Below are 24734 nucleotides of genomic sequence, written 5' to 3'. Positions count from 1 at the left end.
TTTTATCCAGTAATGAAAAAAAATATTGTTCTTTTTATTCTTTTTATTTTACCTATCGTTGCTTATCTGTTTTTTGCATCAGGTATAAATAGTTTTACAAAATTACCTGTTATTACACCAAAAGTTGCTGACCTTAGAAATTGGGAGTCTTTAAATAATGAAAAAGTTACTTTAGATAATAAAATAACTATTTTGGGTTTTTCTGGAAGTGATGTTTTAAAAAACAGAGGTAATCTATTTAATCTAAATGAAAAAATTTACCAGCGTTATCATACATTCAAAGATTTGCAATTTGTAATGATTTGTCCACTTGGTACTGAAAACGATATCAAAAGTATTTTAGATGCACTTGATGAATTTACAGATGTTTCACAATGGCATTTTGTTTTTACTACTCCCCAAGAAATTAATGGATATTATAAACAACTTAATTTAGTGGGAACCCTTGATAAAAATTCAGGAACTCCACTTGTTTATATTATTGATAAAGAAAGAAATCTTAGAGGAAGAAAGAAGAAGAAAGAATATAAAGAAGGGTATAATACTTTTCACCCTGCAGACTTGAGTAATGAAATGTTAGATGATTTTAAAGTAATTTTATATGAGTATCGTGCTGCTCTTAAAAAAAATCATAATGCTACTAAACAACTATTAAAAGAGTAATATGTTTAAAAATAAATCATATATCGGTATTTCATTTGTTATTTTAATCTTTGGGATTTATGCTGTTCCTAAAATTATTGATAGAATACAAAATGGGGAAGTTGTAAAAGCAGATCGTTTAGATCTGGTTAAAACCGTATCTAATAAAGAGGGTAAATTAGTGAAAATTGGTCCTGCTCCTAAGTTTGAATTGGTTAATCAAAATAATGAAAAGATTACTAATGATAGCTATAAAGGGAAAGTATACGTTTTAGAGTTTTTCTTTACTACATGTCCTTCAATTTGCCCGAAAATGAATCAAAGCATGTTGCTTATTGAAAAGAAATTTTTTGGAAACCCTAATTTTGGTATAGCTTCAATTACAATTGATCCAAATCACGATACTGCAAAAGTTTTAAAGGATCATGCGGAGTTATTAGGTGTGAAATCCTCTAATTGGAATTTTTTAACTGGTGATCGTGAATACATATATAGTTTGGCTAATAAAGGATTTAACCTTTATGCTGCAGCCAATAGTAATGTTGCTGGAGGATTTGAACATTCAGGATTATTTGCTTTAATAGATAAAGACGGTAATATACGTTGCAGAAGAGATGATTTTGGAAATCCAATCTTATATTATGATGGTCTAGACAAAAAAGGAGTTAAAGATATTCAACAAGATATTAATGTTTTATTAGAAGAATAAAGGAATATGAAGGAGAGTGAACAAAATTTAGAAAATAAATATAATAAATGGATTGTGCTGTTATCAGTTGCAATTCCTTTAGTGGTCGTTTTGCTTTTTAGTGTTAATTTGCGTAAGATGGGTTTTGATGTTGAGCCTCTTACTTTTTTGCCACCTATTTACGCAACAATTAATGGTATTACTGCTGTCTTGCTTGTTTCGGCTGTTTTAGCTATAAAAAACGGAAACAGGAAATTGCATGAGAACTTAATGAAAGGAGCAGTAGGCTGTTCTATTGCTTTTCTAGCAATGTACGTTGCCTATCACATGACTTCTGATTCTACAAAATTTGGAGGTGAAGGGGTGATTAAGTATATTTATTATTTTATTCTAACCTCTCATATCATTCTTTCAGTAATTATTATTCCGTTAGTATTAGTTACTTATGTTCGTGCTTTAGCTCAAATTTTTGATAAACATAAAAAAATTGCTAAAATCACTTTTCCTATTTGGTTGTATGTAGCCGTTACTGGTGTTATAGTTTATTTAATGATCTCTCCGTATTATGTTTAAAAGTAAAAAAAATCAATATTTATTTCTTGTTTTCTTTTTTATCTATTCTGTATCGTCAAGTGCACAATGTGCCATGTGTAGAGCAGCATTAGGAGGTGAAGGAAATAAGGCACAAGCTCAAGCTGTAAATGATGGAATTGTATATTTAATGGTTATACCCTATTTATTAGTGGCTCTTCTAGGGTATGCTATTTATAGAATGAGAAAAAAGAAAAAATTGGATTAATTCAACTAGTTATTTTAAACCATCTACTGAAATATTTATTTCACCATTTACTTTAATGAAAGCAATAATGGCATTTTTTGTTAATTCGATTTTTTGAAATTGAATGTCATCCATTTTACCGTTTACAAATACACCTGACATTGGAGAATAATTTTTAAGGTAAGTTGTCATGGTTCTCTTTCCTTCTTCTAAATTAGGTTGAATGGAATAACGACAGTTTTCTTGAATTTTTCTTAAAACTATTCCTTGTGCTAGCCAATTAGCAGTTCTCATTAATTTGTTTTTAGTGTCTAAAACATAGTCTAATTTGTCAAAATAGATTTCTTTTGTTTTATCATCATACTGTGGAAATCCAGCTAAATAAATTGTTCCATTTACAGAACCAATTAATTCCAGTGCTATAACCATTTTTCCATTTTTATGCCAAATAGATACGTCTTGAATTTTGACTTTCTTAGATCCAGATCCAAAATCTTGGCCTATAAAATTTTTACGTATTATCTTTGATGCATCTTGATAGGTGGATACCGCTACAATATTTGCTGTAATTTGATTGGGAATTTTCACAACAGCTTTTAATGTGATTTTATTGGCATCAAATTTTGATTCGGGTTCTAGTCCGATTAATGTCTCCATATTGCATTTCATACCCATTTGCAATAAAAAAGTATCATCTTTTAATTTAGCTGCGGTAGTGTATATTTCAAGTGGGACAATCCTAAGCCAACTTTCGTATGCTTCATTTATCTGAAAAGGGGTGCAAATTTTCTCTAATGCAGTCAACACATTAGGTTTAAAGTCCATTGATTTTTCAATTGCTTCGTCGATTTTTCTTTCAATTTTCGATTTAAAAATTTGGATTGCAGGGTTGATTAGATACGTGACTGGAACATTTTTCCCGAAAACGGTCATTGTAGGACTTTCATTCCAATCGAGTGATTTTAATTGAGTCTTTGTTTTTAATTTCCAATTATTTAATGCCACATCACTGTTCAAAGTAAGTACGCCATTTAAATTAAATTCTCGTGTATTATACAGTTCAACCCCCATTGTTTTTGTTCCTATTCTATATTTAATTATAGCTTTTAGAGGTAAAATGGTTTTTATTTGTTCACCAGAAACTGCATTCTCATTTTGGATAGTAATAGGAGCCAATTTCCAAATTTTTATCTCAATATCATCATCTTCTATGTTTGTGTCTTCATAGATTAATCCATTCAACAGTGAGTTGGTTTTGTTCTCGATATCTTTCAGTTTAACGCTGATGGGTAAGTTGATAAAGGAAGGAACATTTTCATAGACTATCGGACTTGCATCATCAGGGGCGGGTCTTAATGTGTCAATTTTTTGTGAAGTGGAGCAGCTCAATAGAAAAGAGCAAAATAGGGCAAGACTCGCAATGTATTTCAGCATTTTGTTATGTTTTGAAGCTGTAAAATTAATAAAAGAAATATATTTTCTAAAGAAACTGTAACAATTATATTATAATTAAGTCTTATGCATTAAGATGTTAGGTGTTGATTCAGCTTTAGGGTTGATAATGGTTTTATTATTCGAATAAACTATTATTATAAAATATAAATATTATGATAGAAATTAAAGACTTACATAAATCCTACAAAATGGGAAGCTCCGAATTACATGTCTTAAAAGGCATTAATTTTAATATTAAAGAAGGGGAACTAGTTGCTATAATGGGTTCTTCTGGTTCTGGGAAATCAACTTTACTAAATATTCTAGGGATTTTAGATGAAGCGGATTCGGGAAATTATATATTAGATAAAGTTCCAATCAAAAAATTAAATGAGACTATCGCCTCAAGATACCGCAATCAATTTTTAGGTTTTGTTTTTCAATCTTTTAATCTGATTAATTATAAAAGTGCATTAGATAATGTAGCTATGCCTTTGTATTATCAAGGTGTAAAGAGAAAAGAAAGATATGAAATTGCAATGAGATACCTTGAAAAAGTTGGATTAGGTACGCATTCACATCATTTGCCTTCGGAACTTTCTGGAGGACAAAAACAACGTGTGGCTATCGCTAGAGCATTGGCATCAAACCCAAAAGTATTATTGGCAGATGAGCCTACGGGGGCTTTAGATACTAAAACTTCATATGAGGTAATGGAATTAATTCAAGGTATAAATGATGAAGGGAAAACGATATTAATTGTAACGCATGAGCCTGATATCGCTGCGATGTGTAAAAGGAATGTGGTTTTAAAAGACGGATTAATCATTGATGATAAAATGGTAGAACAAGTTAGAGCTTCTGCCTATGTTTAATATCGAACGCTGGCAGGAAATATTTGAGGCTATAGCCAAGAATAAACTGAGAACGTTCCTCACAGGAATTTCTGTGGCCTCTGGTATTTTTATTTTAGTGATACTTCTGGGCGTGGGTAAAGGTCTTGAAAACGGGATATCTAAACAGTTTGAAAATGATGCGGATGGGGTTATTTGGATTTGGGCCGGAACCACTACAAAAGAGTATAAAGGATTAAATCCAGGAAGGCAGATTCAGCTGCATAATAGTGATTATGAGTTATCGACTCAAAAATTTGATAAACAAATAGACAAAGAGAGTTCAAATTATGCACTTTGGAATGCGAATATCGTTTATGGTAAAGAAACCGGGAACTATGATAATCAAGGAGTAACTCCCGAGCATCAGGCAATTGAAAGACTTACAATTATAAAAGGGCGATTTATAAATGCTAACGATTTAATAAATAGTACAAAAGTTGCAGTAATTGGTGAAAAACTAAGGTTGGATTTATTTAAAGATAAAGAAGCGGTAGGGGAAGAAATTGCTATAAGTAATATAAAGTTCAAAGTCGTTGGTGTATTTATGGATCCAGGTGGTGAAAGAGAAGAGTCCAGAGCTTATTTGCCATTGACTACTGTGCAAAAGGTTTTTGTGGGTAGTGATAAGATTAGTAATTTGGCTTTTACACTTCATAAAAAAGATACTTACGAAGAGGCTTTAGCAGAGTCGGTTAAATTTACTACAGAAATAAGTCAAATGCTTAAAGGTAAAAATACTGTTTCGCCAGATGATTTGAGTGGTATTGGAATCAATAGTACAATTGAAAACGTTAAGCAATTTTATGATTTAAATTTATATATCAGATTGTTTTTTTGGTGGGTCGGAATCTGTACCATCATTGCTGGTGTCGTTGGGGTGAGTAATATTATGATGATTATAGTAAAAGAAAGAACAAAGGAAATTGGAATCAGAAAAGCGCTAGGAGCTTCTCCATTCTCTATTGTTGTAATGATTTTACATGAATCTATTTTTATAACTACTATTTCTGGATTTGTAGGGCTTTTATCAAGTTTGTTATTACTAGAATTTGTAGGTCCGCTGGTTAAAAGTGATTATTTTTTGAATCCCGAAGTGAATTTTGGAGTGGCTTTAACTACTTTAATTTTACTTGTCTTTGCAGGAGCTTTAGCTGGTTTTTTTCCGGCTTATAGAGCAGCAAGTATTAAACCGATTGTAGCACTTAGAGACGAATAATTATGTTTGATAGAGATAGATGGATTGAAATTTTAGAGGCGCTAACGGCAAATACCTTCCGAACTGTTTTAACTGCTTTCGGTGTTTTTTGGGGAATTTTTATCTTAGTAATTTTATTAGCTGCGGGTAAAGGTTTAGAAAATGGTGTTAAAAAGGGTTTTGATGGAATTGCTACAAACACCATGTTTATGTGGAGTCAAACTACTTCAAAACCGTATAAAGGGCTTCCAAAAACAAGACAGTATCATTTTATAAACAATGATGTTGTAGCCTTAAAGGAAAATTTTCCAGATCTTCTATATGTTTCTCCAAGAAATCAATTAGGCGGGCACAATGAAGCCAGTAACGTTATCCGAGGAACAAAAACGGGTTCGTATACCATTTTTGGAGATTATCCGGAGTTGGTTAAACAAGAGCAAATGGAAATTGTTAATGGACGTTTTGTCAATCAACAAGATATTCTATTGAAACGGAAAGTAGCAATTATAGGCCGTGGTGTAATTAGTGAATTGTATGATAGAACTGAAGATATTATTGGTTCTTATATTAAAGTTAATGGCGTAAATTTTATGGTGGTGGGTGTTTATAATTCAAAATCTAGAAATAATGGAGATGCTGAATCGGCTCAAAAAAATATATTTATACCATTTTCTACTTTTCAGCAAGCTTTCAATTATGGAGATACTGTAGGATGGATGGCATTAACTGCCAATGATAATGCGTCGATAACAACTTTAAAACCTCAAATATTAGACTTTATAAAATCCAGGCATTCGATACATCCAGATGATGATCGGGCCATTGGTAATTTTGACTTATACCAAGAGTTTAGTAAGATTCAAGGATTGTTTTTAATTTTAAAATTTATAGCATATTTCGTAGGTACTCTGGTACTGCTATCTGGAGTGATAGGGATTTCAAATATCATGTTAATCGTAGTAAAAGAGAGAACTAAAGAAATAGGAATTCGTAGAGCCTTAGGAGCTACGCCAGCTGCAATTCGATCTCAAATCTTATTAGAAGCTATTTTTTTAACAATCATTGCAGGGATGTTTGGTATTGCCATGGCGACTGGAGTTGTTGCACTTATTAATATGGTATTAGATAGTATGCCTAGTGAGGGAATGATGTTTGCTAACCCCAGTGTTGACCTGACTGTAGTTTTTATTGCCTTATTTATATTAGTAGGATCAGGTTTGTTAGCTGGATATATTCCTGCACAAACGGCAATAAATATCAAACCAGTAGATGCATTACGAACGGAATAAATTATCAATCAAAAAATAAACGAATAAATCAAAACAAATGAAAAAAGGAGTAACCATAACTATTTTAATTTTTATCGCCTTAGTCTTTTTTGGAGCGTTATATTATTTATATGCAAAAAATCAACAAGCTCCCTTGGTTTTTAAAACGGATAAAGCGGAAATTAAAACAATTGTTAAAAATACTATTGCCACAGGAAATATTGTGCCAGATGAAGAGGTCTTAATAAAACCTAATATTTCGGGAATTATTGAAGCTGTCTATATTAAAGCCGGGCAAAACATTAAAGCAGGAGATTTAATTGCTAAAATTAAAGTGGTTGCTAATGTTTCTAATTTAAGTAATACGCAAAATCAATTGCAGTCGTCTAAAATTGAATTAGATAATCAAGAAAAATTACATCAAAGACAAAAAACATTGTTTGATAAAGGGGTTATTTCAGCAAATGATTACGATGCGGCTCAATTAGCGTATAATAGTGCAAAGCAAAATTATAACGCAGCTAGAAGAAGCTTAGATATTGTTAAAACAGGAACTACATCTGGACTTGGGGGTTATGCTAATACTTTAATCCGATCTACTGTAAACGGAATGGTACTTGACGTTCCTGTAAAAGTGGGGAATCAGGTTATTGAGAGTAATAACTTTAATGAAGGGACGACAATTGCCAGTGTTGCTGATGTAGGAAGAATGATTTTTGTTGGTAAAATTGATGAATCAGAAGTAGGGAAAATAAAAGAAAAGTTACCTATCGAAATTACTGTAGGAGCGATTGAAAATAAAAAATTTGATGCCATTTTACAATACATAGCGCCGAAGGGAGTGACGGAAAATGGTGCCATTCAATTTGAAATTAAAGCTTCATTAGAAAACAGAGACGATACCTTTATTAGGGCAGGTTTAAGTGCGAACGCTTCTATTATTTTAGAAAAAGCAGATAAAGTTTTAGCATTAAAAGAAGCGTTGATTCAATTTGATAAAAAAACACAATTGCCTTATGTTGAAGTTGAAACAGGCTCCCGAAAATTTGTTAGAAAAGATCTTGTTTTAGGTGTAAGTGATGGAATCTATGTCGAAATAAAAAAAGGAATAACGGCTTCTGACAAGATAAAAATTTGGAATCAAGGTTTAAAAGGCCCGGATTCTAAAGAATAAAAAACAGATTAAAAGATTTTTAGTTTATAGATAAATGTTAAATTTGTGTAGTACCTTTGTTACACTTCCATTCAAAATATATGAAAAAAAATAGTTGGATACCTTTAGTTTTACTCTTTGCCTTTAGTTTGTCATCAAGTGCACAAACTAAAAAATGGACTCTAGAAGAGTGTGTGAAATATGCATTAGATCATAATATTTCAATAAAGCAAACTGCATTAGATAGTGAGTCAGCTCTAATTGATAAAAAAGGGGCGCTTGGTAGTTTTTTACCTTCAGTTAATGCTTCAGCCTCTCATTCATGGAATATTGGTTTGAATCAAGATATTACCACTGGGCTTTTGCAAAATAAAACGACTCAATTTACCTCGGCTGGAGCAAGCGTAGGTGTTGATATCTACAAAGGTTTACAAAACCAAAATACACTTAGAAAAGCTAGGCTTTCAATAATTGTAGCAAAATACCAATTAACAAAAATGCAAGAAGATATCGCACTTAATGTTGCGAATGCTTTCTTACAAGTGCTCTTTAATAAAGAAAACTTAAAGGTGCAAAACGAACAAATGAGTATTAATGAAAAGCAGTTAACCCGTTCCCAAGAATTGGTAAATGCTGGAACAATTCCTAGAGGAGATTTACTAGATGTAAAAGCAACTTTGGCATCCGATAATCAAAAAGTTATTGCTGCCGAAAACTCTTTGTTGATTTCAAAATTAAGTTTAGCCCAATTGCTTCAATTGGATAGTTTTGAAAATTTTGACGTAGTTGACGATACAATGGCAAAAGATGAAAATAATATTTTAGCTCAAGAACCTACTGCCATTTATGATAAAGCTAAAGAAGGAAGAACAGAATTGAAAATTGCTCAAACCAATTTAGAAATTGCCGAAAAAAATGTAGCTATTGCAAAAGGCAAATTTCAACCTACTTTGCAAGGTTTTTATAATTTTAATACGAGAATTTCCTATGCTGATATTGCTTTAAGAGATAGCAATGGAGCTGTTATTGGGGTGCAATCTGCACCGCCGTTCTTTGACCAATTCAGTGATAATAAAGGACAGTCTTATGGTGTGCAATTAAGTATTCCTATTTTTAATGGATTCTCTGCTAGAAATAATGTAGAGCGTTCTAAGGTAAGTTTAGAAAAATCAAGAATTGCATTAGAGCAACAAAATTTAGATTTACAAAGAAATGTTTATACTGCATTTGCAGATGCAAAAGGAGCATTAAAATCGCATGAGTCAGCTCTTATCGCTTTGGAGTCTAGACAAGCATCTTATTCGTATGCTAAAGACAAATTTGATGTTGGTTTAATGAATTCTTTCGATTTAAATCAATCACAAACGTTACTTTCAAATGCGCAATCGGAAGTTTTGAGAAGCAAATACGATTATATTTTTAAAATTAAAATATTAGAATTCTATTTCGGAATTCCTATCATTAAAAACTAAATACATTATGTCAAAAAAATCAATTTATTATATAGTTGGTGGAGTTGTTCTACTTATAATTGCTTTAATAGCACTTTCAAAAGCTGGAATAATAGGAAATAAGGATAAAGGTACCGAAGTAGAAATTGCTCAGGTAAATACTTCAACAATTGTTGAAACTGTTTCGGCAACAGGGAAAATTCAGCCTGAAATCGAAGTAAAAATTTCATCAATGGTTTCGGGAGAAATTATTTCATTACCTGTAAAAGAAGGGCAAGTTGTTAAAAAAGGAGAGTTATTAGTAAAAATTAATCCTGATTTATATACGTCTAGTTTAAATAGAACAATAGCTGGTCTATCTGGTTCTAAAGCTGGATTGACGCAAGCAGATGCTCAGTTTAACGAGGCTAAATCAAGTTACGAAAGAAATAAAACCTTATTTCAAAAAGGAATTATTTCTAAATCTGATTGGGATAAAGCAATCGCCTCTTATGAAGTAGCGAAAGCGACAAAACAATCGGCATATTTTAATGTACAAAGTGCTTCGGCATCTGTAAATGAAGCCAAAGACAATTTAGGGCGTACGATTATATACTCTCCTGCAGATGGAACAATTTCTATGCTTAATGTTGAATTAGGAGAGCGTGTTTTAGGAACACAACAAATGACAGGTACTGAGCTTTTAAGAGTAGCCAACTTGAATAATATGGAAGTTGAAGTGGATGTAAATGAAAATGACATCGTTAAAATTAAAGAAGGGGATGAAGCTAACGTTGAAGTTGATGCTTATTTAAAAAAGAAATTTAAGGGTGTGGTTACAAGTATTTCTAATTCTGCAAGTAGTACTTTGACTTCAGATCAAGTAACTAATTTTAAAGTTAAAGTACGAATTGTTAAAGAATCGTACCAAGATTTATTAGTAGGGAAACCAGCTACTTATTCTCCTTTCAGACCTGGAATGACAGCTACAGTTGATATTATTACTAAAACAAAAGCAAACGTGCTGAATGTTCCAATTAGTTCTATCGTTATCAAGTCCGATACAGCAGCTGTAAAAGAAATTAAAATGGTAGAGACAGAGGAAGAAAAAAAGGCAGCCCCAAAAAGTGATAAAAAGTTCGAGTGCGTTTTTGTAAAAGTAGGAGATAAAGCTAAAATTCGAATTATTAAAACGGGAATTCAAGACGATACAAATATTGAAATATTAAGTGGTTTGCAAAAAGGAGACGTTGTAATCACGGGACCTTACACCACTGTTACAAAAGAATTAAACTCTGGTGATAAAGTAGTGTTGAAATCAGATAAGAAAGAAGATAAAAAATAGATTATTCAATAACTAGTATTGAATATTTTTAAAACCCTTTGTGAGAGCAAAGGGTTTTTTGTTTTCAATTAAGAAGTCTTTCAATTTTTGAATTGTTTTCTATGCCGTTTTTTTATTCCTTTGCAGAGCCTTTTATGGTTCCTTTTTTTCTAATTTAAATCTCATAATGACGTGTCATATATTCTAAATATTGAAACAGCTACAAAAAACTGTTCTGTTGCAATTGCAAAAGAGGGTAAAACGATTGTTTGTAATGAAATTGCTGAAGAAGGATATTCTCATGCAGAGCGACTACATGTTTTTATGGAGTCGGTTTTGACAGAAGCGGGAATTACATTTAAAGATTTAGCCGCAGTTGCTGTAAGTCAAGGCCCAGGATCGTACACAGGACTTCGCATTGGCGTTTCAGCAGCCAAAGGACTCTGTTTTGCCTTGTCAATCCCTTTGATAGCTGTAGATACTTTAAAAGTGTTGGCAGCACAAACGAAAGTCTCAGATGGATTAATTATTCCTATGATTGATGCTCGAAGAATGGAAGTATATAGTGCTATTTTCTCTGCTGAATTAGAAAATAAAAGAGAAACTCAAGCTGAAGTTATTACTGAAAATTCTTTTGAAAATATAAAAGAGCCCATTTATTTTGTAGGTGACTGCGCTGAGAAATGTAAAACGGTATTAACAAAAGATAATTTTATATTTCTTGATGATATAAAATACCCATCAGCTAGAGAAATGTGCGCTCTTAGCTTTGCGAAATATGCAATAAACGATACTGTCGATGTAGCCTATTTCGAACCTTATTATTTAAAGGATTTTATGATTACTACTCCAAAAAAGTAATGGTTAATTGCTTTGAGATATTTCTTTCACATACGGTTGTATATTGATTCCAGCATTGTCAAATGCTGCTTTGCAGTTTTCCAAAGTTTCTGTAAAAACAGCTCCAAAATCTTCATTAGTTGCCCAAGGTCTTACTGCTAATTGAATAGCGCTATCAGTTAGGTTTTTAACAAAAACCTCTGGTTTTGGAGTTTGAAGCACTTTTGGGTTATTGTTTAAAATTTCAATAATTAAATCTTTTGCTTTTTTAATGTCCGAATCATAAGAGATAGAGAAGGTCAAATCAGCACGTCTGTGTTTTTGTAACGAGTAATTGGTGATTGTACCATTTGATAAAATCCCATTTGGTATGAATACGGTTTGATTGTTAGCCGTGATCAATTTGGTTACAAAAATTTGAATTTCACTTACCGTTGCAAGTGTACCTTGCGCTTCTATTGTATGTCCCACTTTGAATGGCTTAAATAGAATAATTAGCATTCCACCAGCAAAATTAGATAAGGAACCTTGTAAAGACAGTCCTACAGCAAGTCCCATTGCACCTAAAATAGCAACAAATGAAGAAGTCTCAATTCCTAGTTTAGAAATGAATGTTACAAATAGTAATACTCTTAAAACCCATAATAGAATATCAGCTAAAAACTTGGTTAGTGTAGGGTCAAGCTCTCTTTTAACCATTATTTTTCTAATAAGCCTATTGATAATTCGAATTGCATATAGCCCAACGAAAAGAATAACAAAAGCAGATATCAGTTTAGGAGAATAAGTAATAAATTCTTTAAAATATAGGTTAGCATAATTGGTGACAACATCGGGAGTTAAGGTCATTTTTAAGTAATAAAAAACCTTCTATTGTAAAGAAGGTTTGTGTTTATAAAGTAAAATTACAAAAAATAATAGAGTAATTAATTGACTTATTCTCCAATTTTATTTTGAGCGTCTTCTTGATTGTCTTGCGGTGTTAAAGATTTAATTTTATCACTTGCTATTCCTTTGGCTTCGGCCGCTAAATGATCTATTTTGTCTTTTGCAATTTCGGCATTTTCTTTAATAGAAGCGATAGTTTTTCCTAATACATCCCCAGCTTCTTGACTGAACTCGCTGATTGTCTCTCTAGCTTGGTCTGCATAATCTTCAACTTTTTCTATCATTGGAGCTGCTGCTGTTTTTGCATCTTCTATCGCTTTTTCTGTTTTTGAGGCTAATTCACTAGCGGTTTCTTTGGCCTTAGCCATTGTCTCTTCGGCAAAACTTTCTGCTTTCTCAATATAAGGAGTTGACGCTTCTTTTGCTTGCTCCAAATTAATTTCTGCTTTATTAGCTAATTCACTCGAAGATTCTTTGGCTGAGCCAAATAAATTTTTAAAAAATGATGATACTCCCATAATGTTTTATTGTTTTAAATTTCTAATACAATATTAAACAATTTTATTGCAATTAATTTATTGGTTATCAATATTTTGTGATTTTATTTTCATTTCAAAATTAAAATGTAGAAACAATGATGTAGTTGTACAAAAAAAGCGTTTCGTAAGAAACGCTTTAATTTTTTTTAGAATAAAAAGTTTACTCAAGTTCGAATGTTACTTTAAGTGTTACTCGGTATTCTGATATTTTGCCTCCATCTACTGATGCACTTTGATCTTTAACATATACAGATCGTATATTTTTTACAGATTTTGATGCTTTCGTTATGGCTTTTTGTGTTGCTTCTTCCCAACTCGTTTTTGAACTTGAGAGTAATTCAATTACCTTTAATACTGACATAATTTCTACTTTTTTAGTTAAACTTAAATTTAACTAATTTTTTAATTTTCCCCCTATAAAAAAGGTTAAATATATCATAATTATCAGTAAATCAGTGTTTTGTAATTATTAGGCGTTAGCGGCTTCTACATTTATTTTATCGTCGTTAAGCATGCTTTTTAGCATGTTTTCTATTCCGCTTTTTAAAGTAAATGTTGATGATGGACAGCCACTACAAGCTCCTTGGAGAGTTACTTTTACGGTTTTAGAAGTTTCGTCATAGGATTCAAAGGCAATGTTACCACCGTCAGCAGCAACAGCAGGTTTTACATATTCTTCTAATATATTAATGATTTTTTGAGAAGTTTCGTCTAATGAATCAAAATTTGCATCTTTTGTTTTTTCGTCTTTTACAATAGTTTGAATTAGACTTTCGTCTAAAACTGTTCCTCCATTTTCAATATATTGTTTGATGAAGCTTCTTAATTCCAAAGTAATTTCCTCCCAGTTATTGACCTCATATTTGGTTACTGAAATGTAATTTTCATCAATAAAAATTTCTTTTACATATGGGAATTTAAATAATTCTTTTGCTAAGGGAGATGAAGCAGTTTGGTCAATGTTTTTAAACTCAATAGGATTCTTAGTTAGCATTCTACTAACGACGAATTTTAAAGCTGATGGATTTGGTGTTGTTTCTCCATAAACAGTAATAGGCTGTTTTTTTGTTTTATTTTCCTCAATTGTAATTATGGTACCTCCATTAGTAACAAATGTTTCAATTTGTTCAGCAACGGCATCTTTTACATCATCCCATTCTACAATACTATATTTTTCAACAGCAATAAATTTTCCAGAAATGTATATCGTTTTTACGAATGGTAAATAGAATAATTGTTGTGCAAGTGGTGATGCTTTTGCTTCATCAATGTTTTTAAACTCAAAACTTTCATTCTTAGTAATGAAATCTTCAAATTCAAATTTTAGTATAGTTTGGTTTTGCGTTTCTTTTATGGTAACTTTTGTCATAACTTTTGTAAATTTTTACAAATTTAGTAAAGTTATTTTCTACGAATAACTATATTTGATATATTAATGAATAAATTAACTTTAGTTTAGTATTATTACGGACTATCTATTCTTTTTCTGTAACACTTATATTCATTTTTTATATAAAAGTATTTCAATGTATATCAAAATTAAAATTTTATTTGTACTTTTTTTTATTACTTCCTATTCTTTTTCACAAGAAGGTATCGCTGTATATTCTGATTATTTATCAGATAATTACTATTTGATCCATCCTTCGATGGCAGGTGCCGCAAATTGTGCAAAAATAAGACTTACCTCTCGTTCGCAATGGGCTGGTCAAGAAGATGCTCCTAAACTCCAAACAGTAAGTTTTAATGGCAGGGTGAGTGAGAAAGCAGGGGCTGGGATTATTCTTTTTAATGATAAAAACGGATATCATTCTCAAAAAGGAGTTAAATTATCATATGCTTACCATCTTATGTTTTCTAGAGATGAAATTGATTTGAATCAATTGTCTTTTGGAATTAGTGCTGGTTTGATCCAGAGTCAGTTAGATGAAACTAGTTTTCTTCAATCAGGCGATTTTGATCCTATTATTGATGGAACTATAGTACAAAAAGATTCTTATTTCAATATGGATATTGGAGCTTCTTATAATTTTTTGGACTTTTATGTACATGGTACTGTAAAGAATGTACTTGAAACTAGACGAGATATTTATACAGAATACGAAAGTGATAATTTAAGAAAGTTCTTATTGAGTACGGGATACGTTTTTGGGGACAAAGATAGAATTTTATGGGAACCATCTATTTTATTTCAATTAGTAGATAAAACAAAAGAAAAATCATTTGATTTTAATTTGAAAGCATATAAAAACATGGATTTTGGAACACTATGGGCGGGATTGTCCTACCGTAGAAGTTTAGATGGTGCAGAGTATTCAGATGCTTCAGGGATTTCTACACAAAAATTACAATATATTACTCCTATTATTGGAGTAAATTACAAAAATGTGATGTTTGCTTATACTTACTCTCATGTTTCTGGCGCAGTTAAATTTGATAATGGAGGATATCATCAAATTACTTTGGGGCTCAACTTGTTTTGTAAGCCTGAAAAATACGAATGTAACTGCCCTGCGATTAATTAATTCTAATTTTCTTTCATGTTAATAAAGTCGGTCAACGGAAAAACACCACTGATACCAAAAGATTGTTATGTTGCTGAAAATGCAACTATAGTCGGTGAGGTTAGTTTTGGTGATTCATGTAGTGTATGGTTCAATGCTGTTATTCGAGCAGATGTGAATTTTATTAAAATTGGTAATAAAGTAAACATTCAAGATGGTGCCATAATACATTGTACATATAAAAAGCACCCAACTATAATAGGTAATAATGTTTCCATTGGGCATAATGCTATTGTTCATGGCTGTACTGTACATGACAATGTTTTGATAGGTATGGGAGCGATTGTAATGGATAATTGTATTATTGAAAGTAATTCAATTGTTGCTGCTGGAGCTGTTATTACTCAAAATACAGTTGTTTCTTCAGGTACGATTTGGGCTGGTGTTCCTGCCAAGAAAGTAAAAGATATTGATCAGTCTAATTTTGCAGGGGAAATTGAACGTATTTCTAACAATTATGTAATGTATTCCAGTTGGTTCAAAGAAGAAGAGTAATCAGTTTTACTTTTCAATAATTAATAGGATGGGAAAAAGAAAAGATAAAGCATCACATATATTAAATACGTCATCAACTTTATTAGGAATATGTTTTTTAGTACTTACTTCTATTAAAGTCAATAACAGCAGTGAGACTACAATTATCGATCAACTGATAGCAATTTCTATTGTGATGTTTATGACAAGTAGTATTCTGTCTTTTTTATCCATGCGAAAAACTAAAAAACCAAGTGCTCATTTTGAAAAAATAGCAGATTTAATTTTCTTGATAGGTCTTTTTTCATTGTTCATCATAACGATGTTGGTCACTTTGAACATCATTAAATGATAGGATTATATAATAAAAATTTATAAATTGATTCGTTCAAAGAAGGAACTCTTGTAGCTTTCGCTAATAGGTATTCTTTTTTCGGCAATTACTACTTTGTTTTTCTGGATTGACTTGACGTGTTTTATATTAATGATGTAAGAACGATGTATTCTAGAGAATCCCTTTGATGAAAGTAAGTTTTCGAGTTTTATTAAGCTAATTAATGTCAAAGTATATTTGTTGTCAGTGGTATATATTTTGACATAGTCCTTCAAGCCTTCAATATATAAAATATCCGAAAAATTCAATTTAACATTTTCATATTCAGCTCTTACGAACATAAAATCTTGCTCGATTTCAGGTGCGGAAATCAAATTTGTATTTGTTGGTACATTTTGTGGGTTGAAAATTTGTTGCGCCCTCATTACTGATTTCAAGAATCTATGAAATGGGATTGGTTTTACTAAATAATCTACAGCACCAAGATTAAAACCCTCCACAGCATAGTCAGAATAAGCTGTGGTAAATATTATTAATGGTTTTTTATCAATTGCATTAATAAAGTCAATACCGGAAAAATGGGGCATTTCTATATCTAAAAAAATTAAATCTACATTAGATTGGTTGATTATTGATATTGCATCAATGGCGTTGTTGAAGGTGTTAACAAGTTCAAGTGAATCTACTTTACTAACAAATTCTTTAATTAAATCTACTGCTAATGGTTCATCATCTATAATAACACATTTCATCATATTTTCTATTTAATAACTTTTCATTTTAATCTAGATAATGGCTCCTTGTGTTTGATCTAAAATCAGATTTAAATGTACGCTATAATTATTTTCAGTTTCAGTTATAGTCAGTTGATGCGAATTTGGATAGAGAAGATCGAGTCTGCTTTCAATGTTTGTTAGTCCAATTCCAGAGTTTTCAGGATCTTTTTTATAATTTTCCATTTTATTTTCTATCCAAAAATCCAAAACATTCTCGGTAATACTAATTTTAATTTTTACATAGGCTACTCCTTTGTAATCCGTCCCGTATTTGAAAGCATTCTCTATAAAAGAAATTAAAAGTAAGGGTTCTATATATTTATTTCTAGTTTCTCCATGAATATTTATATAAATATTTTCAATATTGTTAAGACGTAACTTTTGTAGTTCAATATAATTTTTAATGTAGTTTATCTCTTTTTCAAGAAATACAGTTTTATTATCTGTTTCATAAAGCATATAACGCATCATTTCGGATAAGGTAACTATGGCATCTGGAACCAAATCAGATTTCTTATAGGCTAATGAATAAATGCTATTGAGAGCATTAAATAAAAAATGTGGATTGGTCTGTTTTCTCAAATAGTTTAGTTCAGTAGTAGTTTTATGAGTTTCAGCGATAAGCTTATTTTGCTGATTATTATAAAATTCCGATAATGTTTTAATAATTGTACTTGTAGCTATTATAAAAACATAAAAAATAGAGGGGAATATTTTCATAAAAAAAGGAGCCCTTCTCTGAAAAACCTTTGGTCTTATCATTTCATGGGCAGAGGAGTCGAACATTCTTGGAGGAGCGAACTCTTTGAAACTTGGCATGAAATAGATTGACCTTATAATCATAAAAAAAGTGATTATCGATAGTATTACTGCTAAAAAGAACCAGTATTTTTTATGCAAGAGTAATTTTGGGACAAAATAAAAATAATTTAAATAAAACAAAATGATGCCAGTAGTCCATTGTACGTAGAAATCAGGTTTTATAAATAAAAGATTTTCTGAAAAAGAAATTAAAGAAGTAATAATAAAAAAGCACCAAATGATACTATGTACTAGTATTTTGTTGAAATTGTTATTCTTAATTCCGTCTAATTTCATCTAGGTTTTTATAGCTAATAAAAATAAATCTTTTTTTGTTACAGTAGGGGATAAATTGTCTTTCAGTTTTTGCAATACTAAATTCCCCACTTTTAAGGCTTCTTCTTCGGTTTTGAAGCTTTTATTCTCACTTATTACAGGGATTACCGTTTGTTTAATAATTATTTTTTCATCTTTAGTTATTATATATCCCCAACCAGAATCATTTTTTAAAGATTTTACTTTTAAATTTTCGGTTCGATTACACGAAATAAATAAATAAAAACTAAATATCAATAAAATAGCGTATTTGTTTACTAGAAATAGATTCTTCTGGATTGTTGCCCAGAAGAATCTATTGTTTAAATTAATTGTCATCATCGCTTTGTTCGTCTAATGGTTTAAATTCCCAAGAATCATCAAAATAGGAAGATCCTGACCTTCCTAATAATAGGAATCCACGTTGGTTGATTGCAAACCCTGTTGCATCAGTTCGTGCAGATCCCTCAAGAGACGTTCTTTCTTCCCAAATATCGTTTGTAGGATCGTACTCCCAAACGGATCTGGTACCTTCTCCACAGGCTACATATCCAAATCCATTCATTGAAAAACTGGATGCATTAGACCTTACAATTACATAGTCATCATTGTATGAGTAATCATCATCGTCGTCTTGATCGATATCACGTTTTCTTGTCCATATGTCAGTTGCAGGATCAAACATCCAAAAATCTACTTGATATGTTCCACTATTAACCCCTAACCCTAAGTATACTTTATCATCAATTACAAATATACTTGCGCCTCTACGTTTGTTTCCACTAAATCCATTTACAAGTGTCCAAGCGTTTTCCGTTGGGCTATATTGGTAAAAATCCTTAAGATAATTTCCGTCATATCCAGTTCCAAAGTACGCTTTTCCTCCTGCTTGAAACCCTACTGCAGAATAGCGCGCTGTCCCAGCAAAATCGGCTTTTTGAGTCCAACTATTACTTACTGGATCATATTCATAAAAGTCTTTCAATTTATTTGTCCCATCATAACCAAGACCGACATACCCTTTAGAATTTAATTCAAATCCCGAGGCCGCACTTCTTTCTACACCTGTAAAGTCCGCTTTTTGCTCCCAGTAATCACCATCTGAATTGTATGCCCATAGATCTTTTAAATATTCATCTCCTGTATATCCTGTTGTAACATATGCATAACTACCAATCACAAAACTTGTTGCACTGGATCTTGCAGGACCATCAAAGGAGGACTTTTTAATCCAGTTTCCAACTAAATCATCATCGTCATCATTGCTACAACTTACCAATACTAAACTCATAATAAGTGTGGTGAACAACATTCCTTTTTTTAAACTATTCATATATTTATTGTTTTTGTTAATGTTTGAATTTTATACCTATATTAAAAATGTATCCGTTGTTACTATTAAAATCATATTTTAAATCCCCTTTATTATCCGTTAGATAATATTTATTATGGAATCCGTAACCTCCTTTGAAATTTATTGACCAGGAAGAATCTATACTTCTTTCATATTCAAGTGTTGTTGCCATTTGTGAATAGGTCATTTTTGTTGCGTTATTATAATTGTCATTTGGCTCGGGAGTGTCTAAATTGTAAATAGCCCCTTGGAAATTATTTTTAAACAAGAATGTGTTTTTATTATTATTCGAATATGAAAACTGTGAATTTGGGAACCCAATTTCAATTGCCATATTTTGATGCATACGATGTAGGAATGAAAATGTTGGCAGAATAGTTGTTTTTCCAAAAAGGGTACTTCTTTGAGTACCTATAGATATTGAGTTTGAAGGATTAAAAATGTGATTTATTTTTAGTCCGCCTAATATATTTACATCTGAAATCCCTACATTTTCTTCAAAATTTATTGTTGGTTTAATTTCGATATTCAAGCTTGTTTTTCTATTTAAAGCATATGTAATTTCAAAATTATTTTCAAAACTGGAAAAATTAATAAGGTTATCTTGTAAGTTGTATTTTTCTAATTCATAATTTATTCCTGTTTTTTTGTATTTTAAAGTATTTGTTATTTTAATTTCCGAACCAATGTTTTTTAAAACACCAAACCCAATTTCGGTTTCGTTCCTAGTTATTTTTTCTGTTGGTTCTGTTTTTGTATTTAATTCTAAAGAGAAACTGCTTTGGGCAGAAATATCTAAAATTGAAAACAGAAACAGCAGTGCTACATAAATCTTTATTCTCATTGTTTTTTTATTGTTTCAAAAGTAGTTGCATTATCTAATCTAAAAAAAGAAGATATATATACCCGCCTATTTCATAGACAAACGGGTCGTTTATATAGCTGAATCAATATTACAGTTGAGTTATTGCAGTTGTAGTCATAATGTTGCTTTTTATAGAGATAAAACTAGGAACGGTATATGTTATAATGCACTATAAAAATGGCTCTTATATATTTGTTCAAAAACATTTATGTATAAGTTATTGTTGTTGCTTTTTCTTGGAGCTTTAATAACCTCTTGTAATTCTGATGTAGATACAGGAGAGTTCGTTGTTGGGTCGGATTATTTATCAGTAAATAATAAAGTTATATTGATAGATACTTTGACGGTTGATGTTTCGACAATTAATTTGGATTCATTAATAACGTCAAGTCAAAAAAGAATTTTAGTTGGAAATTATGACGATCCATATTTTGGGAAGGTAAAATCAGATAGTTATTTTCAATTGTCTTCGTCGGGGTATACTTTAAATACGGATAATTCTGATACTGATGCTCCAAACTATGTTTTTGATTCTATACGAATGATTTTGAGGCCGGATAAGTATTACTATGGCGATACTACTAAAGTACAAACAATTAGTATTCATCGATTACTTCAAAAAGTGAAGCCAAATGTTGATGACACCAATTTTTATAATGATTCCAGTCTTGACTATGATTCTGAAAGTTTAGGTTCTGTTTCATTCAGGCCAAAACCCCACAGTAAAGATTCTGTTGTTGTAAATATTAAAGATGTTTTTGGAGATGCTCTTTTTCAAAAAATTAAAAAAAGAGAAATAACAAATTTTGACGAGTTTACTGAATTTTTTAGAGGACTTGTTATAAAAACAACAACTAGTGGTTCTTCAAGTATTGTAGGTTTCAATACGGCTAGCGTACTCCGATTGTATTATTCAAAATATTTGGGAAATTCAGATGAGTCACTAGTTAAGGATTTTAATATTTTGGATGCGACAAAGCAGTTTAATAATATAAGTTTGGACAGAAGCGGTACTTTAATAAAGGACTTGCCAGTTTTTACAGACCACTTGTCTAGTTCGCAAACAGGAAATAACGCATTCATTCAATCTGGAACAGGTTTGGCATGTAGAATTGATTTTCCAAATATAAAACAACTGAAATACATTTCGGATAAAGGGGCAATTGTTGATGCTCAACTCATTATTAAACCCATAAGCAATTCCTATTCTGATTCCTATCCATTGGTAGATTCCTTACGAGTTTTTGTGGCAGACAAATTAAATAGAATTTCAGGTACTTTGAATAGTACGGGCAGTGCTACGTATGCTATTTTGAATACCGATACTGATGAGTTTAATGAAAACATAGGGTATAAAGTATCTATTGGTACTTTTTTGCAAAATGAAATGATAAAAAAGTCTGATTCAAGGTTGTCATTAATTCTCACTTTACCAAGTATTTCCAAAGCAGTAGATCGATTACTAGTGGGAGATCAAAAAAATAGCAACAATAAAATTCAATTGAAAATTTATTATATTTCTTATTAAATGAAAAATAAAATAGCGCTTGCAAGTTTATTTATGCTTTTTACCATAAATGCATTTTCACAAAGTATATCAAGTTCGCCATATTCCATGTATGGTTTGGGGAGCTTGTATGATTCTGATTTCGGTTCGATTTCTTCTATCGGCTCTTCGGGAATTGCTTTGCCTTCCAATCGATTTATTAATAATCTAAACCCTGCATCTTTGGGTTATATGTATCAAAATCATTTTTTGTTTGATGTGGGTGGTAAGTCCATTTTATCCACTTATGAAAACAGTTCAAAAAAAGAAAGTAGAAATAATTTTCAGTTTTCTCATATTGCTTTAGCTTTTCCTGTAACGTCAAAATCTGCTGTTAGTGTTGCTTTACAACCGTATTCAAGTGCTTCTTTTAAAATATCAAATTTACTTTTGCCAATTGACAATAGTGCTGACACCTATGTTTTGAATGCATCTGGTTCAGGAGGATTAAATGATTTTGACCTTTCTTATGGATACAGAATTGGAAAAAAAATTGCATTAGGGATTTCAACTAATTTCCTTTTTGGTAATACAATAGATAATAGAGACTATACTGTTTCGAACTCAATAACTACCATAAATAAAAAATCGTATTACAATGGAGTAAGGGTATCATTAGGAAGTCAGGTACAAATTGATTCTACATTGTCATTGGGTGTGAATTTTAAATCGCCGAGTCAAATTAAAGCTTCAAAAGTTCAATCTGTTATTTCGTATAATAACTCAATAACTACAACAATTGAAACGGACGCAAATTATGATGTAGATGATTATTATTTGCCTTTAGAAATTGGAGTAGGGTTAAGTAAGGTTTTTAAGAATAATTTAAACTTTACTATAGATTATAAAAAAAGCCTGTGGAATGGTACGAATCAATCTGATATATATGGGAATTATCTCAATCAAGATAAATTTGCTATGGGATTTTCGTATAGTAAAACGAAGAGTATAAGAAGTTATTTTGATAGGATTCAATATGCAACGGGATTTAATTATGATTCTGGATTTTTAGAAATTGATAATAAAAGAATTAATAATCTATCTTTTTCGGTTGGTGTTTCATTACCAGTTGAGAATCAAACTTTTTCAACTCTTAATGTGACGTATTCTTATGGTCAAAAAGGGAGTATTAGTAATGGTCTAATTAAGGAAAATTATCATAAAATTTCACTTAATTTGAGTTTAGATGGGATTTGGTTCGTTAAAAGAAAATTTCAGTAAACTAAAAATCTCTTTGTAGAACTTCATATTTATTTTGCAAAATTTCTTTTAAGACTTTAGGATTAGTATTCGTATAGAAAACGGGGTTGCTATTTTCTTCTGTGGAAAAACCAATTTTATTATTTAATAAATTTTTAGTTTGTTTGGCCACAGCTTCACCTGAATCTATTATTTGAATATGATCTGGTAGAATCTTTCTTATTTGTGGAATTAGGTAGGGATAGTGGCTACAGCCTAATACAAGGTAATCGATGTCAGCCTCAATCATAGGTTGCAAATAGGAGTGAAGTAGCTCGCTCATTTCAGGAGAGTTTATTTCACCGTTTTCAATGAGCTGTACTAATCCGTGACCTACTTGTTCTATTATTTTTGTGTTTTGAAATTTTTGTGTTGTATTGTAGAACAGTTCACTGATTAATGTACCTTGAGTGGCCAAAATGCCAATTGTTTGTGTTTTGGAATTAGTAGCCGCCGGTTTTATTGCAGGTTCAATACCAATAAAAGGGATGTTGTATTTTGCTCTTAATTCTTTAATTGCATTTGTGGTAGCTGTATTACAGGCAACAACAATCAATTTACAACCCATTTCAAGTAATAGATCTGTATTTTTCATACTCAGAGCTATGATTTCTTGTTTTGACTTTTGTCCGTAAGGAGCATTTTTACTGTCAGCTAAATAAATGGTTTTTTCATTAGGGAGTAAATGGTGAATCTCTCTCCATATTGAAGTTCCTCCTATGCCTGAATCAAAAATTCCTATGGGTTGATTGTTATTCATTAAAACAAAGTTAAGTGCTCTACATTAAATATCCTAAAAAATAGTGCTACAAAAAAACCGCTCATTTCCTGTGTTAGGATGAGCGGTTTTTTAAAATATTATGATTTGTATTCTACTAGAAACCTAAATCTTTTTTTACATCTGCAGTTAAGTTTGGACCGTCAGCAAGTAAAAGTGTAGAACCATCAAGAACATATTGGAAACCTTTTGCTTTTCCAACTTTTTCAATTGATGCTCTTACTTTTTCCATTAATGGTTTTACTATATCTGATTCTTTTTGTTGCAATTCTTTTTGAGCGTTATCTCTAAAGTCAACAATTCTTTTTTGCATGTCTTGTACTTCTTTAGAACGATCACCGTTTATAGCGTCAGTAACAGTTGCAGATTCAGCTTCGTATTTTTTTAATTTTGCTTGATATTCTTCTACCATTTTTTTGTAATCTGCATCGTAAGTTGTACTTAATTTTTCAAGTTGTTTTTGAGCATCTAACATAGCTGGCATTTTTGCCATGATTTCACTTACATCAACATGTGCTGTTTTTGCTTGTGCAGTAATAGTTTGATTTGCTCCAAGAATAAATAGTGCAGCAATTAATAAAGTTTTAATCTGTTTCATCGTTTTTAAAATATT

28 protein-coding genes are annotated in these 24734 nt (G+C 31.2%); 16 read left to right on the top strand and 12 right to left on the bottom strand.

Going from position 1 to position 24734, the window contains the following annotated elements:
• Positions 1–12: 12 nt before the first annotated feature.
• From AB3G36_RS01620 to AB3G36_RS01605, 4 genes are read left to right on the top strand one after another with little or no spacing between them, the layout of a single operon-like run.
• Positions 13–663 (top strand): hypothetical protein, encoded by a 651-nt coding sequence (locus AB3G36_RS01620; protein WP_367755353.1) that lies wholly within the window; start codon positions 13–15, stop codon positions 661–663.
• Between the two features lies 1 nt (position 664).
• Positions 665–1351, top strand: coding sequence for an SCO family protein (locus AB3G36_RS01615; protein ID WP_367755351.1), 687 nt, complete (start codon positions 665–667; stop codon positions 1349–1351).
• Positions 1352–1357: 6 nt separating this feature from the next.
• Complete coding sequence (locus AB3G36_RS01610; RefSeq protein WP_367755349.1) at positions 1358–1903, top strand: DUF420 domain-containing protein; 546 nt, start codon at positions 1358–1360, stop codon at positions 1901–1903.
• On the top strand, positions 1896–2129 hold the full coding sequence (locus AB3G36_RS01605) for a hypothetical protein (protein WP_367755347.1): 234 nt from the start codon (positions 1896–1898) through the stop codon (positions 2127–2129). Before AB3G36_RS01610 ends, AB3G36_RS01605 begins: the two co-directional genes overlap by 8 nt.
• A 9-nt stretch (positions 2130–2138) precedes the next feature.
• On the opposite strand, the gene AB3G36_RS01600 is transcribed toward AB3G36_RS01605, so the two are convergent.
• Positions 2139–3542 carry a DUF4403 family protein gene (locus tag AB3G36_RS01600; protein WP_367755345.1) on the bottom strand — a complete coding sequence of 468 codons (1404 nt, stop codon included), beginning with the start codon at positions 3540–3542 and terminating at the stop codon, positions 2139–2141.
• Between the two features lie 173 nt (positions 3543–3715).
• On the opposite strand from AB3G36_RS01600, the gene AB3G36_RS01595 reads away from it, so the two are divergent.
• From AB3G36_RS01595 to tsaB, 7 genes are all read left to right on the top strand, one after another.
• Positions 3716–4417: an ABC transporter ATP-binding protein gene (locus AB3G36_RS01595; protein ID WP_367755343.1), complete on the top strand. Its 702-nt coding sequence runs from the start codon at positions 3716–3718 to the stop codon at positions 4415–4417.
• A complete protein-coding gene (locus AB3G36_RS01590) occupies positions 4410–5654 on the top strand; it encodes an ABC transporter permease (protein WP_367755341.1) in 1245 nt (414 codons plus the stop codon). Before AB3G36_RS01595 ends, AB3G36_RS01590 begins: the two co-directional genes overlap by 8 nt.
• Before the next feature lie 2 nt (positions 5655–5656).
• Positions 5657–6922, top strand: a complete 1266-nt coding sequence (locus AB3G36_RS01585) for an ABC transporter permease (protein ID WP_367755340.1) — start codon at positions 5657–5659, stop codon at positions 6920–6922.
• Between the two features lie 37 nt (positions 6923–6959).
• The gene (locus tag AB3G36_RS01580; RefSeq protein ID WP_367755338.1) at positions 6960–8075 is read left to right on the top strand and encodes an efflux RND transporter periplasmic adaptor subunit; all 1116 of its coding nucleotides are present in this window, start codon (positions 6960–6962) and stop codon (positions 8073–8075) included.
• Between the two features lie 80 nt (positions 8076–8155).
• The gene (locus AB3G36_RS01575; RefSeq protein WP_367755336.1) at positions 8156–9526 is read left to right on the top strand and encodes a TolC family protein; all 1371 of its coding nucleotides are present in this window, start codon (positions 8156–8158) and stop codon (positions 9524–9526) included.
• Positions 9527–9533: 7 nt separating this feature from the next.
• Complete coding sequence (locus AB3G36_RS01570; RefSeq protein WP_367755334.1) at positions 9534–10829, top strand: efflux RND transporter periplasmic adaptor subunit; 1296 nt, start codon at positions 9534–9536, stop codon at positions 10827–10829.
• Between the two features lie 171 nt (positions 10830–11000).
• Positions 11001–11669: a tRNA (adenosine(37)-N6)-threonylcarbamoyltransferase complex dimerization subunit type 1 TsaB gene (tsaB, locus tag AB3G36_RS01565; RefSeq protein WP_367755332.1), complete on the top strand. Its 669-nt coding sequence runs from the start codon at positions 11001–11003 to the stop codon at positions 11667–11669.
• A 3-nt stretch (positions 11670–11672) separates the two neighbouring features.
• On the opposite strand, the gene AB3G36_RS01560 is transcribed toward tsaB, so the two are convergent.
• The 4 genes from AB3G36_RS01560 to AB3G36_RS01545 form a co-directional block, all read right to left on the bottom strand.
• Positions 11673–12497, bottom strand: a complete 825-nt coding sequence (locus tag AB3G36_RS01560; RefSeq protein WP_367755330.1) for a mechanosensitive ion channel family protein — start codon at positions 12495–12497, stop codon at positions 11673–11675.
• 86 nt (positions 12498–12583) lie between these two features.
• Entirely contained in the window at positions 12584–13054 is a 471-nt protein-coding gene (locus AB3G36_RS01555) for a YtxH domain-containing protein (protein WP_367755328.1), read from the bottom strand.
• A 181-nt stretch (positions 13055–13235) separates the two neighbouring features.
• Positions 13236–13436 carry a dodecin family protein gene (locus AB3G36_RS01550; RefSeq protein WP_367755326.1) on the bottom strand — a complete coding sequence of 67 codons (201 nt, stop codon included), beginning with the start codon at positions 13434–13436 and terminating at the stop codon, positions 13236–13238.
• A 108-nt stretch (positions 13437–13544) separates the two neighbouring features.
• On the bottom strand, positions 13545–14444 hold the full coding sequence (locus AB3G36_RS01545; RefSeq protein ID WP_367755324.1) for a NifU family protein: 900 nt from the start codon (positions 14442–14444) through the stop codon (positions 13545–13547).
• Positions 14445–14601: 157 nt separating this feature from the next.
• Between AB3G36_RS01545 and AB3G36_RS01540 the strand changes: the two genes are divergently transcribed.
• The 3 genes from AB3G36_RS01540 to AB3G36_RS01530 are packed head-to-tail and all read left to right on the top strand — an operon-like array spanning position 14602 to position 16465.
• Entirely contained in the window at positions 14602–15600 is a 999-nt protein-coding gene (locus AB3G36_RS01540; protein WP_367755322.1) for a type IX secretion system membrane protein PorP/SprF, read from the top strand.
• 15 nt (positions 15601–15615) lie between these two features.
• Positions 15616–16134, top strand: a complete 519-nt coding sequence (locus AB3G36_RS01535) for a gamma carbonic anhydrase family protein (protein WP_367755320.1) — start codon at positions 15616–15618, stop codon at positions 16132–16134.
• Between the two features lie 28 nt (positions 16135–16162).
• Positions 16163–16465 carry a hypothetical protein gene (locus AB3G36_RS01530; protein WP_367755318.1) on the top strand — a complete coding sequence of 101 codons (303 nt, stop codon included), beginning with the start codon at positions 16163–16165 and terminating at the stop codon, positions 16463–16465.
• 20 nt (positions 16466–16485) lie between these two features.
• On the opposite strand, the gene AB3G36_RS01525 is transcribed toward AB3G36_RS01530, so the two are convergent.
• From AB3G36_RS01525 to AB3G36_RS01505, 5 genes are all read right to left on the bottom strand, one after another.
• Positions 16486–17199, bottom strand: coding sequence for a LytR/AlgR family response regulator transcription factor (locus AB3G36_RS01525; protein ID WP_367757981.1), 714 nt, complete (start codon positions 17197–17199; stop codon positions 16486–16488).
• Between the two features lie 33 nt (positions 17200–17232).
• Positions 17233–17943 (bottom strand): sensor histidine kinase, encoded by a 711-nt coding sequence (locus AB3G36_RS01520; RefSeq protein ID WP_367755316.1) that lies wholly within the window; start codon positions 17941–17943, stop codon positions 17233–17235.
• Positions 17944–18321: 378 nt separating this feature from the next.
• Entirely contained in the window at positions 18322–18681 is a 360-nt protein-coding gene (locus tag AB3G36_RS01515; RefSeq protein ID WP_367755314.1) for a DUF4907 domain-containing protein, read from the bottom strand.
• Positions 18668–19672, bottom strand: coding sequence for a Kelch repeat-containing protein (locus AB3G36_RS01510; RefSeq protein ID WP_367755312.1), 1005 nt, complete (start codon positions 19670–19672; stop codon positions 18668–18670). Before AB3G36_RS01510 ends, AB3G36_RS01515 begins: the two co-directional genes overlap by 14 nt.
• Positions 19673–19688: 16 nt before the next feature.
• Positions 19689–20537, bottom strand: a complete 849-nt coding sequence (locus tag AB3G36_RS01505) for a DUF6268 family outer membrane beta-barrel protein (protein ID WP_367755310.1) — start codon at positions 20535–20537, stop codon at positions 19689–19691.
• Positions 20538–20766: 229 nt separating this feature from the next.
• On the opposite strand from AB3G36_RS01505, the gene AB3G36_RS01500 reads away from it, so the two are divergent.
• Together AB3G36_RS01500 and AB3G36_RS01495 are read left to right on the top strand one after the other, a co-directional pair.
• Positions 20767–22086 carry a DUF4270 family protein gene (locus tag AB3G36_RS01500; RefSeq protein WP_367755308.1) on the top strand — a complete coding sequence of 440 codons (1320 nt, stop codon included), beginning with the start codon at positions 20767–20769 and terminating at the stop codon, positions 22084–22086.
• Positions 22087–23325 carry an aromatic hydrocarbon degradation protein gene (locus AB3G36_RS01495; RefSeq protein ID WP_367755306.1) on the top strand — a complete coding sequence of 413 codons (1239 nt, stop codon included), beginning with the start codon at positions 22087–22089 and terminating at the stop codon, positions 23323–23325.
• A gap of 1 nt (position 23326) precedes the next feature.
• Here the strand turns inward: AB3G36_RS01495 and murI are convergent, their stop codons facing one another.
• Positions 23327–24103 (bottom strand): glutamate racemase, encoded by a 777-nt coding sequence (gene murI / locus AB3G36_RS01490; RefSeq protein ID WP_367755304.1) that lies wholly within the window; start codon positions 24101–24103, stop codon positions 23327–23329.
• 115 nt (positions 24104–24218) lie between these two features.
• A complete protein-coding gene (locus AB3G36_RS01485; RefSeq protein WP_367755302.1) occupies positions 24219–24719 on the bottom strand; it encodes an OmpH family outer membrane protein in 501 nt (166 codons plus the stop codon).
• Positions 24720–24734: the final 15 nt, after the last annotated feature.

It is taken from the genome of Flavobacterium sp. WC2430, assembly GCF_040822075.1.
GTDB lineage: Bacteria > Bacteroidota > Bacteroidia > Flavobacteriales > Flavobacteriaceae > Flavobacterium.
Note: the sequence above shows the minus strand (reverse complement) of the source record. Positions and strands in the feature narration are given on the sequence as shown.